General features: G+C 43.8%; 13 protein-coding genes, 1 riboswitch and 1 other annotated feature. Of the genes, 8 read left to right on the forward strand and 5 right to left on the reverse strand.

Annotated elements, in window-relative coordinates; genetic code table 11:
• Nucleotides 1–49 precede the first annotated feature (49 nt).
• From purB to mnmA, 3 genes are all read right to left on the reverse strand, one after another.
• Nucleotides 50–1,420: an adenylosuccinate lyase gene (gene purB / locus R7E42_RS09295; protein WP_031781168.1), complete on the reverse strand. Its 1,371-nt coding sequence runs from the start codon at nucleotides 1,418–1,420 to the stop codon at nucleotides 50–52.
• 153 nt (nucleotides 1,421–1,573) lie between these two features.
• Complete coding sequence (gene hflD / locus R7E42_RS09300; protein WP_318072595.1) at nucleotides 1,574–2,191, reverse strand: high frequency lysogenization protein HflD; 618 nt, start codon at nucleotides 2,189–2,191, stop codon at nucleotides 1,574–1,576.
• Nucleotides 2,192–2,201: 10 nt separating this feature from the next.
• Nucleotides 2,202–3,326 (reverse strand): tRNA 2-thiouridine(34) synthase MnmA, encoded by a 1,125-nt coding sequence (gene mnmA / locus R7E42_RS09305; protein WP_005378192.1) that lies wholly within the window; start codon nucleotides 3,324–3,326, stop codon nucleotides 2,202–2,204.
• Nucleotides 3,327–3,514: 188 nt separating this feature from the next.
• Here mnmA and R7E42_RS09310 point away from each other — a divergent pair, with 188 nt between their 5' ends.
• On the forward strand, nucleotides 3,515–3,784 hold the full coding sequence (locus tag R7E42_RS09310) for a hypothetical protein (RefSeq protein WP_005378190.1): 270 nt from the start codon (nucleotides 3,515–3,517) through the stop codon (nucleotides 3,782–3,784).
• A 117-nt stretch (nucleotides 3,785–3,901) separates the two neighbouring features.
• Nucleotides 3,902–5,206 carry an inosine/guanosine kinase gene (locus tag R7E42_RS09315; protein WP_005378187.1) on the forward strand — a complete coding sequence of 435 codons (1,305 nt, stop codon included), beginning with the start codon at nucleotides 3,902–3,904 and terminating at the stop codon, nucleotides 5,204–5,206.
• 127 nt (nucleotides 5,207–5,333) lie between these two features.
• On the opposite strand, the gene R7E42_RS09320 is transcribed toward R7E42_RS09315, so the two are convergent.
• A complete protein-coding gene (locus R7E42_RS09320; protein ID WP_005378185.1) occupies nucleotides 5,334–5,741 on the reverse strand; it encodes an H-NS family nucleoid-associated regulatory protein in 408 nt (135 codons plus the stop codon).
• Between the two features lie 582 nt (nucleotides 5,742–6,323).
• A riboswitch (Lysine riboswitch) is annotated at nucleotides 6,324–6,506 on the forward strand.
• Between the two features lie 109 nt (nucleotides 6,507–6,615).
• On the opposite strand from R7E42_RS09320, the gene tet(35) reads away from it, so the two are divergent.
• Nucleotides 6,616–8,217, forward strand: a complete 1,602-nt coding sequence (gene tet(35) / locus R7E42_RS09325; RefSeq protein WP_005378182.1) for a tetracycline efflux Na+/H+ antiporter family transporter Tet(35) — start codon at nucleotides 6,616–6,618, stop codon at nucleotides 8,215–8,217.
• 324 nt (nucleotides 8,218–8,541) lie between these two features.
• Here the strand turns inward: tet(35) and R7E42_RS09330 are convergent, their stop codons facing one another.
• A complete protein-coding gene (locus tag R7E42_RS09330; RefSeq protein ID WP_005388056.1) occupies nucleotides 8,542–9,495 on the reverse strand; it encodes a sigma-54 interaction domain-containing protein in 954 nt (317 codons plus the stop codon).
• A gap of 369 nt (nucleotides 9,496–9,864) precedes the next feature.
• Nucleotides 9,865–10,002, forward strand: a sequence feature (His leader region).
• Nucleotides 10,003–10,055: 53 nt separating this feature from the next.
• Here R7E42_RS09330 and hisG point away from each other — a divergent pair.
• The 5 genes from hisG to hisH all read left to right on the forward strand — a co-directional run bounded on the left by hisG (nucleotide 10,056) and on the right by hisH (nucleotide 15,095).
• Nucleotides 10,056–10,952, forward strand: a complete 897-nt coding sequence (hisG, locus tag R7E42_RS09335; protein ID WP_005378180.1) for an ATP phosphoribosyltransferase — start codon at nucleotides 10,056–10,058, stop codon at nucleotides 10,950–10,952.
• Nucleotides 10,953–10,957: 5 nt separating this feature from the next.
• The gene (gene hisD, locus R7E42_RS09340; protein ID WP_033905089.1) at nucleotides 10,958–12,250 is read left to right on the forward strand and encodes a histidinol dehydrogenase; all 1,293 of its coding nucleotides are present in this window, start codon (nucleotides 10,958–10,960) and stop codon (nucleotides 12,248–12,250) included.
• Nucleotides 12,251–12,268: 18 nt separating this feature from the next.
• The gene (gene hisC / locus R7E42_RS09345) at nucleotides 12,269–13,309 is read left to right on the forward strand and encodes a histidinol-phosphate transaminase (RefSeq protein ID WP_053307444.1); all 1,041 of its coding nucleotides are present in this window, start codon (nucleotides 12,269–12,271) and stop codon (nucleotides 13,307–13,309) included.
• A 71-nt stretch (nucleotides 13,310–13,380) separates the two neighbouring features.
• Entirely contained in the window at nucleotides 13,381–14,454 is a 1,074-nt protein-coding gene (gene hisB, locus R7E42_RS09350) for a bifunctional histidinol-phosphatase/imidazoleglycerol-phosphate dehydratase HisB (protein ID WP_053307443.1), read from the forward strand.
• A 26-nt stretch (nucleotides 14,455–14,480) separates the two neighbouring features.
• A complete protein-coding gene (gene hisH / locus R7E42_RS09355) occupies nucleotides 14,481–15,095 on the forward strand; it encodes an imidazole glycerol phosphate synthase subunit HisH (protein WP_017821716.1) in 615 nt (204 codons plus the stop codon).
• Nucleotides 15,096–15,103: the final 8 nt, after the last annotated feature.

Consider the following 15,103-nt stretch of genomic DNA (forward strand, 5'->3'; position numbering starts at 1 on the left):
GTTGACGCTTTCGCGTCAACCTTTTAGGTATCTGGTCGTTACAGGAGGATTACAGCTTATCTGTCAGCTCGATTGCTTGACCGATATAGTTCGCTGGCGTCATCTCTTTCAGACGTGCTTTCTCGTGCTCAGGAAGCTCAAGACCGTCGATGAAGTTACGCATTGCTTCGCCGTCTACACGCTTACCACGAGTTAGCTCTTTCAGCTTCTCGTATGGCTTCTCGATGCCGTAACGACGCATAACTGTTTGTACTGGCTCAGCTAGTACTTCCCAGTTCTTGTCTAGTTCAGCAAGAAGCGCTTCACGGTTTACTTCTAGCTTGTTGATGCCTTTAAGCGTAGAAGTGTAAGCGATGATAGCGTAGCCAACACCAACACCAAGGTTACGTAGAACCGTTGAGTCAGTTAGGTCACGTTGCCAACGAGAGATAGGCAGTTTCTGTGCTAGGTGGCCGAATACAGCGTTCGCAAGACCTAGGTTACCTTCTGAGTTTTCAAAGTCGATTGGGTTAACTTTGTGAGGCATTGTTGAAGAACCGATCTCACCTGCAATAGTTTTTTGCTTGAAGTGGCCTAGTGCAATGTAACCCCAAACGTCACGGTCGAAGTCAATCAGGATAGTGTTGAAACGAGCGATAGCGTCGAACAGCTCAGCGATGTAATCGTGCGGTTCGATTTGAGTTGTGTAAGGGTTCCAAGTTACGCCTAGAGACTCTGTGATGAACTCTTCAGAGAACTTGTGCCAATCTAGCTCTGGGTAAGCAGAAAGGTGTGCATTGTAGTTACCTACTGCACCGTTGATTTTCGCTAGGATCTCAACGTTTTCGATTTGCTTGAATTGACGCTCCATACGGTACGCCACGTTTGCCATTTCTTTACCCATAGTAGATGGAGAAGCAGGCTGACCGTGTGTACGAGATAGAAGAGGAATGTCGCGGTATTCCACTGCTAGTGCTTTGATAGCGTCGATTAGGTTACGGATTTCTGGAAGAATCACGTTCTCACGCGCTTCTTTAAGCATTAGAGCGTGTGATGTGTTGTTGATGTCTTCAGAAGTACATGCGAAGTGGAAGAACTCGTTTACTGCGTGCAGTTCAGGAACGTCTGCTACTTTCTCTTTTAGGAAGTACTCAACCGCTTTTACGTCGTGGTTAGTTGTACGCTCGATCTCTTTGATACGGCGTGCATCTTCTTCAGAGAAGTTTGCAGCAAGGTCGTCTAGGAATTGGTTTGCTTCTGCGCTAAACGCTGGCACTTCTGCAATTTCAGCAGTAGCAGCAAGCTTTTGTAGCCAGCGGATTTCAACGATAGTACGGTACTTTAGTAGACCGTATTCACTGAAAATTTCGCGTAACGCAATTGTCTTGCTTCCGTAACGGCCGTCTACTGGTGAAACAGCAGTCAATGCTGACAGTTCCATGATGTTCTCCTGAATTGGGTTTCTAAATTTCGTGAGCTTTATACCAATAACTGTGGCAATTGTCACGAATATTGCGCAAACGTTTGCGCGAGATTTGTTTTAGTCGAAAAAAATGAGCTCGCGATAAACGCGAGCTGCTTATTTGATATTTTACTACAGACGAGCAAGAAGGATTTGTGCTTGCTCTACCATCTTCTTGCGCCCGAAGATTAGGTGGCGACGCTTACCACCAACTTGACGCCAAAGAACTGCACTACGAATGCCAGATAACAACAGCGCACGAACTTTGTGCTGGTTAGAGGTTTGTTGCAGTACCGATGGAGTACCAGTTACTTGAATACGAGGACCAATAGGGCTGACTACATCCAAGTAAATGCTTGCTAGGTTGCTGATCATTTGATCATCTAGCAATTCAAAATGTTCCGTTTGACGCTGAGCCATTTGAATGCGGTCACCAAGTTGTGACATCGCATCGTTACGACCCGATAGCTTGCGCTCTAATGCCATTAGGCTGATGATGTAGCGAGTGACTTCACTTCCCGATGGGGTGCTATCAATCCCTTTCACCAAGCATTCAAGACCCAGCTTAAGGTCGGCTTCGCGGCCGAAAACACCGACGGTGTTCGCTGGGCTAGTATTCAAAATGGCGTTAATTGACGTTTCAAAGGCATCTTGATCACAATGTCCGTTTCTCGCTACCTGTTGAACTAAGGCAACAGCTTGGCAGATACCTGCAAAAGCGATAGTACGGTCATAAAGTGTATTCGCCACGTAACGACTCCTAAGCTTGAGAATATTTAATGCGTTGCTCGATGATGCCGCCACCTAGGCACACGTCACCTTTGTAGAACACTGCTGATTGACCTGGAGTTACAGCAATTTGTGGCTCGTCAAAGATAACTTTAATGTTTTCATCATCGATAGGGATGATTGTACAAGGAATATCTTCCTGACGGTAACGAGTTTTCACTGTGCACTTCATAACATCGCGAATTGGCTCACGATCTACCCAGTGAAGTTGTGATGCAAGTAGACCTTCTGATTTCAACATTGGATGGTCTTTACCTTGAACAGCAATCAAAACGTTACGTTCTAGATCTTTCTCACCAACGAACCATGGGTCCTCGTTACCACCGCCGCCTTTACGGCCACCGATGTGTAGACCTTTACGCTGACCAAGTGTGTGGTACATCAGGCCTTGGTGTTGACCAATCACTTCGCCTTCTGGAGTCTCGATATTACCAGGCTGAGCTGGAAGGTAGCGACCTAGGAATTCCGTAAACTTGCGTTCACCGATGAAACAAATACCAGTTGAATCTTTCTTCTTCGCAGTAATTAGGTCTTGTTCTTCCGCAATGCGGCGTACTTCTGGTTTCTCTAGGTCACCAACAGGGAATAGGCTACGTGCGATTTGCTCGTTGCTTAATGTGTACAGGAAGTAGCTCTGGTCTTTGTTGCCATCTAGACCACGTAACATTTGTGGTTTTTCACCGTTTTCTGGGAAAGAGCGACGCACATAGTGGCCCATTGCAATGTAATCAGCATCAAGTACTTCATCAGCGAATTCTAGGAATGCTTTGAACTTGATTTCTTTGTTACAAAGAATGTCAGGGTTCGGAGTACGGCCAGCTTTGTATTCAGCAAGGAAGTACTCAAATACGTTATCCCAGTATTCGGCAGCAAAGTTGATAGTGTGTAGGTGGATGCCTAGCTTGTCACATACTGCCTGAGCGTCAGCAAGATCTTCTGCCGCTGTACAATATTCTTCGTTGTCATCTTCTTCCCAGTTCTTCATGAAAAGGCCTTCTACTTGGTAGCCTTGCTGCTTTAGAAGATACGCGGAAACAGATGAATCAACGCCGCCGGACATACCGACGATGACTTTCTTTTGGCTGTTATCAGACATTACTAAACACCACTTAAATAAACGGGATGCAGATTCTATCAGAATCCACAGACCGGTGACAGATCCGAGATCGAAATCACAATTCGTTTCGCTGAATTTTTCTTCAAAAAAGATTCGAACGAGTAATTTCGCAAGTATAGAAGAGGTATATATGGCATAGTTGGCCAAAATCCAAGAGGAAACATCAAATGACAGAAGAAAACCAATTTATGCAAGAAAGTGAGTTGATTGAAATTGTTGAAAATCAGCTCGAAGATGGCAACCCGCTTAAAGTAAAAGAAACCCTTATGCGTTTAATGATGACTGGCACACCACGTGAAGATGCGGTTGCGATGATGGCATGTGCGATGTCAATTGAGATTTTTGATGTGATGAAGAATGAAGGTGAGTTCAACCTAAAGCGTTATAGCGAGCACCTTGAGCAACTACCAGATCTCAGCTTTATGGAAGGTGAATAAGCCACCTAAAAGAAAAAAGTAGTCAGCAAACGTTTGCTATAATCGCTTTTATTGCTGCTTTATTATTAGCGGTATAGAATCCGCTCTCCTTTTCATCCCCTTACTCAGACTGACAATATGAAATTTCCTGGACAACGCAAATCGAAGCACTATTTTCCTGTTCATGCTCGTGACCCGCTGGTGAGCCAAGCACAAGAAAGCAAGAAGATGACGCGCACTCACATCATTGGTATTGACCAAACCTTGGTTGATATTGAAGCAAAAGTTACAACGGATGTGATTGAAAAGTACGGTCTGAGTAAAGGTCACTCTTTGGTTATCGATGACGAAAGAGCAGAAGAGTTATACCAGCAACTGAAAGAAGAGAACTTGATTACCAATGAGTATGCGGGCGGTACAATTGGTAACACGCTACATAACTACTCCGTGCTAGCGGATGACCGCTCCACACTACTTGGAGTGATGAGCCAGGATATTAAGATTGGCAGCTACGGTTACCGTTATCTTTGTAATACATCAAGCCGCATGGACTTGAACTACCTACAAGGTGTAGATGGTGCAATTGGCCGTTGTTTTGCTCTTATCACAGAAGACGGTGAACGTACTTTTGCTATCAGCGAAGGGCAAATGAACCAACTCCATCCTGATAGCATTCCAGAGAAAATCTTTAAAAATGCATCAGCACTTGTACTGACGTCATATCTAGTACGTTGCAAAGACGGCGACCCAATGCCGGAAGCAACAATGAAAGCGATTGAGTACGCGAAAAAGAATGATGTGCCTGTTGTTCTGACTTTAGGCACAAAGTTTGTTATTCAAGATGACCCTAAATATTGGCAAGAATTCATTCGAGATAACGTTTCAGTCGTTGCGATGAATGAAGATGAAGCAGAAGCACTGACGGGGGAATCTGATCCACTTGCTGCGTCTGATAAAACATTGGAGTGGGCTGATCTAGTATTGTGCACGGCGGGTCCTGTAGGTCTATTTATGGCTGGGTATACGGAAGATAGCGCGAAGCGCGAAACTTCTTTGCCATTACTTCCAGGGTCAATTGCTGAATTTAATCGTTATGAATTTAGTCGTCCGGCGAAAAAAGACTCATGCGAGACGCCAATAAAAGTGTACTCGCATATCTCGCCATATATGGGTGGTCCAGAAAAAATTAAGAATACAAATGGCGCAGGTGATGCCGCGTTATCTGCTGTTCTTCATGATATGGCAGCAAATAAATACCATAAAGAAAATGTGCCTAATTCAAGCAAGCACAGTAACGAGTATTTAACTTACTCTTCTTTTTCTCAAGTCTGCAAATACGCAAACCGTGCGAGCTACGAAGTTCTCGTGCAACATTCACCACGATTGTCGCGCGGACTTCCTGAGCGAGAAGATAGCCTAGAAGAAGCATACTGGGAACGTTAATACGAAGCGGTTTAATTAACTATTCTGTAACTAAAGTAAAAGGCGCATTAAGAAATGTGCCTTTTTTATTTGTAATGGTTTAAATAAAAAAGGCTCCCTATGGGAGCCTTTTAAAAATAGCACGGATCTAGATTAGGAACTCATCCAGAGATTTACCTGCATCAAGTTGCTCTTGAATCGCCGAAGGTGTACGACCTTGGCCAGTCCAAGTTTTCTCATTACCGTTTGAATCTGTGTATTTGTATTTAGCAGGGCGAGGTGCGCGCTTCGCTTTGCCTTTCGTCTTAGTTTCGCCAGATAGCGCAGTAATAAGTGCTTCCACGTCAATACCGTCTTGAGCGATTTTCTCAGCAATCTCTGCAAGCTTAGCTTCTTGCTCTGCTTGTGCTGCGCGTTCTGCTTCTTCTGCTTCACGACGCTCATCTACGACAGTAGTGAGTTTATCTAGAGCTTCTTCCAATTGTTCTAGAGTCAGCTCACGAGAAAATGCACGAAGGCTACGGATATTTAGAAGGGTTTTAGTCAGCTCTGACATAACGATTCCTATTAAAAGGTTAATGTGTTGGGCACTTTTTATCGTTACGATTAAATAATGCCAATCTATAAATAAACAAAGAGTCCTTATATTTAACTTTATCTTTTCCTTATGTGCAAATGCTAAATCAAGATTTTGTTTAAATTTGACTATTTTTTAAAGCAATTAATATTATTACACTCGAAATAAATCATTATTAGATGAGAACTAAAATCAACAATCATTATTGTATAGAGAGAGTGACAGCTTGGTTTTTTATAAAAAAATTTGAGTTATTACTTAAAAATATGAAGCATCCATCTTTAATGGTGTGTCATATATCCTTAATTTATTGATATAAGATAAACCATGATATTTCTAAGGTAGTAATAATGTTTCATAAATAACATGATTGATGTGATTTCAGTTGCACAAAACTTATGGAAGTAGGCAAGGTTTATAAATTATCTCAGCCACTATTTATTTGTTTAATTTAGTTTGATGTGTTGCATTGACTCTCATCATAAGTACAATGGCTGCCACCTGATGCAATATTGCAGACAATTTGTTGTTAATTTGTACAGTTAGTGGTTAATTGTTTGTTGTTGCCGTAGAGGCGCGGTCTCGAAGAGTAGCTATTATTGGGGTGATGCCAATGAATAATAGTGGAAGGCGAAGATTGCCGAAGTAAGTAACTCATCAAAGTTACTTGCTGGGGTTGTATCTGAAAGGAACAACACTGCCATAGTATATATTCACATTAAACTATGGAGCGCTACTGTAGGGTTGGGTGGAGTGTTCGCTTCCCTGTCGCTAAGTTCAACATGAGCACGTATCGTATGCTACGTGACTTGTCTGCAGTAGATCTCTAGCCAAACTTTGGTTTTTGAAGATCATGAATTTAATAGATTTTTCTAGTTCTCCTGTTTCATTATTGCCACCTATTGTCGCTTTGACTTTGGCGATTTTGACTCGACGTGTATTAGTTTCCCTGGGTGTAGGTATCGTGCTAGGTGCGGTGCTACTTAATAGCTGGTCTATCAGCGACACCGCAGGTTACGTCAGTTCTCAAGTTTCTTCTGTCTTTATTGAAGATGGCGGAATTAACACTTGGAATATGAGCATTGTTGGCTTCCTAATCTTATTAGGTATGACAACAGCTTTATTAACGCTATCTGGCGGTACTCGTGCTTTTGCTGAATGGGCACAATCTCGAGTTAAGAGTAAACGCGGCTCCAAACTTCTTGCCGCCTTTTTAGGCGTATTCATTTTTGTCGATGATTACTTTAATAGCCTTGCTGTTGGTGCGATCTCTCGCCCAGTAACCGATCGCTTTTATGTGTCTCGCGCTAAGCTTGCGTACATTCTAGACTCAACCGCTGCTCCAATGTGTGTAATTATGCCTGCTTCTAGCTGGGGTGCTTACATTATTACTATTATTGGCGGGATCTTAGTCTCACATGGGATCACAGAGTATTCGGCTCTTGGCGCATATGTTCGTCTTATTCCAATGAACTTCTACGCCGTTTTTGCGCTGCTAATGGTGTTCGCTGTTGCGTGGTTTGGTCTTGATATTGGTAAAATGCGTGAGCATGAGATCTCTGCATCGCAAGGTCGTGGCTTTGATAAAGACAAAGAAAATGACTCGCAAGAAGCGCATGACCTAAACGAAGAGCTAGATATCCGTGAAAGTGAAAAGGGTAAAGTGTCAGATTTGATACTTCCTATCGTGACGCTGATTATCGCGACTATCGCTTCAATGCTTTACACGGGTGGCCAAGCATTGGCTGCTGATGGTAAGGAGTTTGCGCTTCTTGGTGCTTTTGAAAATACAGATGTAGGTACATCACTAATCTACGGTAGCTTGCTTGGCTTAGCAGTTGCACTGTTTACTGTTGTGAAGCAAGGTCTACCAATGGCTGAGATCGCACGTACACTTTGGATTGGTGCTAAGTCTATGTTTGGTGCGATTCTAATCTTAGTATTTGCCTGGACCATTGGTTCTGTTATCGGTGATATGAAGACTGGTACTTACCTTTCGACAATGGCGCAGGGCAATATCAACCCTCATTGGCTCCCAGTTATCCTATTCTTGTTGTCTGGCCTGATGGCGTTCTCAACAGGTACTTCATGGGGTACGTTCGGCATCATGCTTCCAATCGCTGGAGACATGGCTGGCGCAACAGACGTAGCGCTAATGCTACCGATGCTGAGTGCGGTTTTAGCTGGTGCGGTATTCGGTGACCATTGTTCACCAATCTCAGATACGACTATCTTGTCATCGACGGGTGCACGTTGTAACCACATTGACCACGTATCAACACAGTTACCTTATGCATTATCAGTCGCGCTTGTTTCATGCGTCGGCTTTATTGCCCTTGGTATGACTGCTTCAATTGCGTTCTCGTTCATTGCAGCGTCGATAACATTCGTTATCGTTTGCGCTATTTTGTCATGGCTTTCAAAGTCTAAAATAGCGTCTTGCCAGAGTGCGTAAGTTGTTTTGAATAGATTCGTTACAGAGGGAAGCTCCGCTAATTTAGCGGAGCTTTTTTTTAACGCGACTTAGGTGAGGGGGGCAATCGCGTTTTTGGGGATAAAAGTCTCGTGTTAAGAGCGAATTGTTTGTGTACCGAGCTCTCCTTGATGGGCTGTAATGGAAAAGCAATCCATCTTCTTCTTAGTTCTAAGCAAAGACTATGCCCATTTTAAGCTTTTGATTTTTAATACAGCAAAATACGCATGGTTGCGATGCAGAGTTAACTAAATGATATCTAAAGAGTTACCTGTTACACAGTGTTACGTTACACCTATACAGTATTTAAACATTTAAGTTGTATTTCTTTATTAATCGATAAAGCGTTGTTCTTGAAATGCCGAGGTGACGTGCAGCCGCACTCATATTGTGTTTATTTTCTTCGATAGCTTGCAGTAGGTAGTCGAGATCAATTTGGTCCACAGAAGGGAGCAATTGCCTCTCATTGTTATCAAGGCCCAAGTCAGCGACGAGAAGCGTGTGATCTTCACACATCACAATTGCTCGTTGGATGACATTACGCAGTTCTCTTACGTTGCCTGGCCAACGATGTTTGAGGAGCTTGGCTTTTACCTTATCAGACATTTTTTGTACCTGACCATGAGACAGATCTGCTAGGAAGTGTTCAGATAAAATAATAATGTCTTTTCCACGCTTTCTCAGTGGAGGGATAGTTAATGGCAATATATTAAGCCGATAGAATAGATCTTCACGAAATCCTCCTTGTACGACTTCATTTTTCAAATCCACGTGGCTTGCTGCAATGACCCTACAGTCCACGTCAATGAATTTATCCGCTCCGACTTTATGGATTTGTTTACTCTCCAAAAAGTGAAGGAGGTGGATTTGTAGGTCTGGTGGCATGTCACCAATTTCATCAAGAAATAGGGTGCCTTTATGTGCCTTTTGAATAAAACCTATACGCTCTGAGATTGCGCCTGTAAATGCTCCTTTTTCATGGCCGAAAAGCTCGGATGCAATAAGACCACTTGGAATGGCTCCACAGTTGACTTCCACAAAAGGTGCTGAGTGTCTGTTCGACAATTGATGAATAAGGCGAGCGCAAAGACCTTTCCCAACACCAGTTTCACCCTGAATGAGGACTTCAGCATCACATTGAGCGTACTTTTGTATTGCAGTACGAAGTTCTTGGATACAGGCACTATTGCCGATCAACGGGTATAGTGCCGTATCGTCGAAATCTACAGCTTGTTTATTACTACCGTTACGCAGTTTCATTGTTAATCACTATTTTTTGCCCCGCTCTAATAATAGTTTTGAATGAATTGTCTCAAACGTGAGTTGCTGTCTCTTTATTGAGAAAAGTGTCAATTAATGGGTTGGGTACGGTCTAAATAGTTGTTTTGGTGAATATTCATACTATTCTTCGTTTTCTTCGTCAGAGTAGAGCTGATTGGAGGTGTTCTTTCTACCAGAGTATTCAATATGGAAAAGAATTTAATTTCATTTAAATCAATATCTTGTGAAAAATATTTAGAAAATATTCAATTGAGTATTGAAAAATATAGAATCCTTAGTTAGTGTGGTTACTAACAAAGCAACTCAAAAAGAGCCTTAAATAAGTATGCGTAATTTTGTAATGAACATTCATCACCATCATCACCCAATCTAGTCTTTCGGGCGATGTACGCATACCCGGGAGGCAGGAAACTCCCGGAGGTAAAATCAAAGTAAAAGCAGATTTTAAACCCTCGGGAGACTTCAATCTCCCGAGGGTTTTTTAGTTTTATTAGTTTGAAAAATACTTAGATATCAAAATCTTGCATAGGGACAAAGCAATGCAAACACAACGTTTAAGAATCGCAATTCAGAAAAAAGGTCGTCTTAGCAAAGAGAGTCAAGCTCTACTAAAACAGTGCGGCGTAAAGTTCAACGTAATGGGCGAGCGTTTAGTTGTCCATTCTGAAAATATGCCAATTGATTTACTCTTGGTTCGTGACGACGACATCCCAGGTTTAATTATGGATGGCGTGGTTGACCTTGGCTTTATTGGCGAAAATGAACTAGAAGAAGTTCGCCTTGACCGCAAAGCATTAGGTGAACCCTGCGAGTTTGTTCAGCTTCGTCGACTTGATTTTGGTGGCTGTCGTTTATCTATCGCAATCGACAAGGACGAAGAGTACAACGGTCCACAAGACTTAGCTGGCAAGCGTATTGCTACAACGTATCCTCAACTTCTAAAAGCGTACATGGATGAAGCCGGCGTTCCATTCTCTACATGTATGCTGACAGGCTCTGTAGAAGTTGCCCCTCGCGCGGGTCTCGCTGATGCTATCGCTGATTTGGTTTCTACAGGTGCAACACTGGAAGCGAACGGCCTTAAAGAAGCTGAAATTATCTTTAAATCAAAAGCGACATTGATTCAACGCACAGGTGAGTTCGACGCAGACAAAGTGGCGCTAATCGAAAAGCTGTTAACTCGCATGCAAGGCGTGCAGCAAGCGAAAGAATCTAAGTACATTATGCTTCACGCCCCAGCAGAGAAGTTAGATCAAATTAAAGCGCTACTGCCAGGTGCTGAAGACCCAACTGTTCTTCCTCTTTCTGCAGATAAGCAGAAAATGGCTGTTCACTTGGTGAGTTCTGAAAACCTGTTCTGGGAAACAATGGAACAGCTGAAAGAGTTGGGCGCAAGTTCAATTCTCGTTCTACCAATTGAAAAAATGATGGAGTAAGCATCATGAGAACAGTCGTTTGGCAATCATTAAGTGAGAATCAGCAAGACTCTATTTTGGAGCGCCCTGCTATTGCAGAAGGTGCCAATATCACCACTGCTGTGGCCGAAGTTATTGCTAAAGTTCGAGAAGAAGGTGACTCTGCTCTTATTGAGCTGACCGAAAAGTTTGACCGTGTTAAGCCTGAATCCATTCGTGTTTCTTCTCAGGAAATTAAGGCAGCGTCAGAGCGTTTGTCAGAGTCAATGAAGAGCGCACTAGAGCAAGCTTACGCCAATATTTCTAAGTTCCACAAAGCGCAAAAGCCGCAACCGATCAAGGTGGAAACCCAGCCAGGTGTCCTTTGTGAACAAGTAACACGCCCAATTCAAAAAGTGGGTTTGTACATTCCTGGTGGCAGTGCGCCTTTGCCATCGACTGTTTTGATGCTCGGCGTTCCTGCAAAAATTGCAGGTTGTCGTAAAGTCGTTCTTTGTTCTCCACCCCCAATCGCTGATGAGATCCTTTATGTCGCGAAACTGTGTGGCATTGATGAGGTGTATAACGTCGGTGGTGGACAAGCAGTTGCTGCAATGGCTTATGGCACCGAGACTGTATCGAAAGTAGATAAGATCTTTGGTCCGGGCAACGCTTACGTGACCGAAGCAAAACGTCAGGTAAGTAATGATTTCCGTGGTGCGGCGATTGATATGCCAGCAGGTCCATCAGAAGTTCTTGTGATTGCCGATGAAACCGCAGATGCAGACTTTATCGCTGCGGATCTTTTGAGCCAAGCAGAACACGGTCCTGATTCTCAAGTGGTACTTGTGACTCCTTCTCCTGTGATTGCTGATCAAGTGACGGATGCGGTTCAACGTCAGCTTAAGGAGCTATCTCGTGCAGACATCGCAGAAAAGGCTCTGGCATCAAGCTTGATCATTATTTCCGAGTCGATGACGCAGTCAGTTTCTATTTCCAATTACTACGGTCCTGAGCACTTGATTGTTCAGACTAAGAACCCTCGTGAGCTTCTACCTCTACTTGATAATGCAGGCTCTATCTTCCTTGGGGATTGGTCGCCTGAATCTGCGGGAGATTACGCATCGGGGACTAACCACGTCCTTCCTACTTACGGTTACACACGTACTTATTCAAGCTTAGGTTTGGCGGATTTCTCTAAACGAATGACGGTTCAGGAGCTTTCTGCTGATGGTTTAAAGAACCTTGCACCAACGGTAGTCACGATGGCTGAAGCAGAAGGTCTGGACGCTCACAAACGTGCTGTTACTATCCGCGTAGAAAAATTAGCAAGTAAGTAAGAATAAGAGAGTAATGAGATGGAAAAGCTAGCGCGTCAACAAGTCCAACAGCTTACCCCTTATATGTCGGCTCGCCGAATCGGTGGTACGGGTGACGTATGGCTAAATGCCAACGAATCACCATTTAACAATGAATACAAAACAGACTTTGCTCGTCTTAATCGTTACAGCGAATGTCAGCCTAAAGAACTGATTTCTGCTTACGCAGCCTATGCGGGTGTGAAACCAGAGCAAACATTAACATCTCGTGGTGCGGATGAAGGTATTGAGTTGTTAATTCGTGCATTCTGTGAGCCGGGTGAAGATGCGATTCTTTACTGCCCACCGACTTACGGTATGTACGCCATCAGCGCTGAAACCATTGGTGTTGAGCGCAAAACCGTGCCGCTAACCTCAGATTGGCAACTCGATCTTGCAGGCATCGAAGCTAATCTGGATAACGTGAAGCTGGTTTTTGTATGTTCGCCAAACAACCCAACGGGTAACTTGGTTAAGCGTGAAGACATTGTGTCTCTGCTTGAGATGACAAAAGACCGTGCAATTGTGGTGATGGATGAAGCGTACATCGATTTTTGTCCAGAAGCGTCAACGGTAGACCTACTGGCGCAATACCCGAACCTTGCAATTCTGCGTACTCTGTCGAAAGCTTTTGCGCTTGCAGGTCTGCGTTGTGGATTTACGCTTGCGAACGAAGAGCTGATTAATGTACTTCTTAAAGTTATCGCACCTTACCCAGTCCCAGTTCCAGTGGCAGAAATTGCGACTCAGGCGCTTTCGGAAGCTGGTTTAGCGCGAGCGAAGTTTCAAGTTCTCGATTTGAATGCAAACCGTGCTTACTTGCAAGTTGGCCTTTCAATGATTCCGGGCTTGGAAGTGTTTGAAGGGTGGGGGAACTACCTATTGGTGAAATTCCCAGATGGCGATGACCTTTTCAAAGCGGCTTGGGATACGGGCATTATTTTGCGTAACTCGCCAATTGAAAACTGTGTGCGTATCAGTGTGGGTAACCGTGACGAGTGCGAAAAAACGCTTGGATTTATCAGAAACTACTACGCATAAATAGAGACAGAATTTATCGCTCTCGCTCAATAGCGGGAGCGCCAAAAGAATAGCAATAAGGAAGTTCCCGAGTGAGCAAACAAAAAAAAATCCTCTTTATCGACCGTGATGGCACCTTAATTGTTGAGCCGCCGATTGATTTTCAAGTAGACCGTTTAGATAAACTAAAACTGGAGCCATTTGTTATCCCAAGCCTGTTGTCGTTGCAGGATGCAGGATACCGTCTAGTGATGGTCACGAATCAAGATGGTTTGGGTACCGACAGTTACCCACAAGCTGATTTTGATGCACCACACAACATGATGATGGAGATCTTTGAATCTCAAGGTGTGAAGTTTGATGATGTGCTGATTTGTCCTCACTTCGATGAAGATAACTGCTCTTGCCGTAAGCCTAAATTGGGCTTGGTAAAAGAGTACCTTCAAGGTGGCAAAGTGGATTTTCAAAACTCTGTTGTGATTGGCGATCGTCAAACCGATCTTCAACTTGCAGAAAACATGGCAATTCGTGGCATTCAATACAACCCAGAAACCATGGGTTGGAAACAGATCCTAAAAGATCTCACGGTGAAGGCTCGCGTTGCTGAAGTGGTTCGCACCACAAAAGAAACAGACATTAAAGTATTCGTTAATCTTGACGAGCAAGGCGGTAACGATATTTCTACAGGTCTTGGCTTTTTTGACCACATGCTGGATCAAATTGCGACGCACGGTGGATTCCAAATGGTGTGCAAAGTGGAAGGTGACCTGCACATTGATGATCACCACACAGTAGAAGATACCGCTCTTGCGTTGGGTCAAGCGTTGAAAGAAGCACTGGGTGACAAGCGTGGTATTGGTCGCTTTGGCTTTAGCTTGCCAATGGATGAGTGTTTGGCGCAATGCGCACTAGACCTATCAGGTCGTCCTTACCTTAAGTTCGACGCGCAGTTTAGTCGTGAGCAAGTGGGTGATCTTTCAACAGAGATGGTGGTTCACTTCTTCCGCTCTCTGACTGACACATTAGCGTGTACGTTGCACCTTTCTTCTGCGGGCAACAATGATCACCACATCATTGAAAGTCTATTTAAAGCGTTTGGTCGTACGTTACGCCAAGCAATCAAAGTAGAAGGCACTGAGCTACCAAGTAGTAAAGGCGTGCTTTAAGGCTAACGTTAGCAAGGAGAAAAACAGTGACAGAACAGAAAGTTGTCATTATCGATACTGGCTGTGCCAACGTTTCTTCGGTGAAGTTTGCCATTGAACGCCTAGGCTATGACGTAACGATTTCAAAAGATCCGCAAGTCGTATTATCCGCAGATAAGCTATTCCTACCGGGTGTGGGAACCGCCAGCGAAGCGATGAAGAACCTAGAAGAGCGCGATCTGATCAGCTTGGTAAAACAGGTAGAAAAGCCATTACTAGGTATCTGTTTAGGCATGCAACTGTTGGGCAAAGTGTCTCAAGAGAAAGGGCAGAAAGCCGACGAGTTAGTTGAGTGTCTTGGACTTTGTGATGGCGAAGTGAAGCTACTACAAACTGGCGATTTGCCGTTGCCGCATATGGGGTGGAACACGGTCTCTGCAAAAGCAGGTAATCCACTTTTCAAAGATATTGAAGAAGGAGAGTATTTCTACTTCGTGCACAGCTTTGCGATGCCTGTTGGGGATTACACGATTGCGGAATGTGAATACGGCAACCCGTTCACAGCAGCAGTACAAAGCGGTAACTATTACGGCGTGCAATTCCACCCTGAGCGTTCTTCAAAAGCGGGCGCGAAGCTTATTCAAAACTTCTTAGAATTATAAAAGGGATT

The organism is Vibrio sp. Vb1337 (assembly GCF_033338715.1).
In the GTDB taxonomy this organism is placed as follows: Bacteria; Pseudomonadota; Gammaproteobacteria; order Enterobacterales; family Vibrionaceae; genus Vibrio; species Vibrio alginolyticus.

Bases quoted from the DNA above. Each gene is read 5' to 3' on its own strand.
- purB (WP_031781168.1), bottom strand. From the start codon at position 1,420: ATGGAACTGTCAGCATTGACTGCTGTTTCACCAGTAGACGGCCGTTAC.
- mnmA (WP_005378192.1), bottom strand. From the start codon at position 3,326: ATGTCTGATAACAGCCAAAAGAAAGTCATCGTCGGTATGTCCGGCGGC.
- R7E42_RS09310 (WP_005378190.1), top strand. From the start codon at position 3,515: ATGACAGAAGAAAACCAATTTATGCAAGAAAGTGAGTTGATTGAAATT.
- R7E42_RS09315 (WP_005378187.1), top strand. From the start codon at position 3,902: ATGAAATTTCCTGGACAACGCAAATCGAAGCACTATTTTCCTGTTCAT.
- R7E42_RS09320 (WP_005378185.1), bottom strand. From the start codon at position 5,741: ATGTCAGAGCTGACTAAAACCCTTCTAAATATCCGTAGCCTTCGTGCA.
- R7E42_RS09330 (WP_005388056.1), bottom strand. From the start codon at position 9,495: ATGAAACTGCGTAACGGTAGTAATAAACAAGCTGTAGATTTCGACGAT.
- hisG (WP_005378180.1), top strand. From the start codon at position 10,056: ATGCAAACACAACGTTTAAGAATCGCAATTCAGAAAAAAGGTCGTCTT.
- hisD (WP_033905089.1), top strand. From the start codon at position 10,958: ATGAGAACAGTCGTTTGGCAATCATTAAGTGAGAATCAGCAAGACTCT.
- hisC (WP_053307444.1), top strand. From the start codon at position 12,269: ATGGAAAAGCTAGCGCGTCAACAAGTCCAACAGCTTACCCCTTATATG.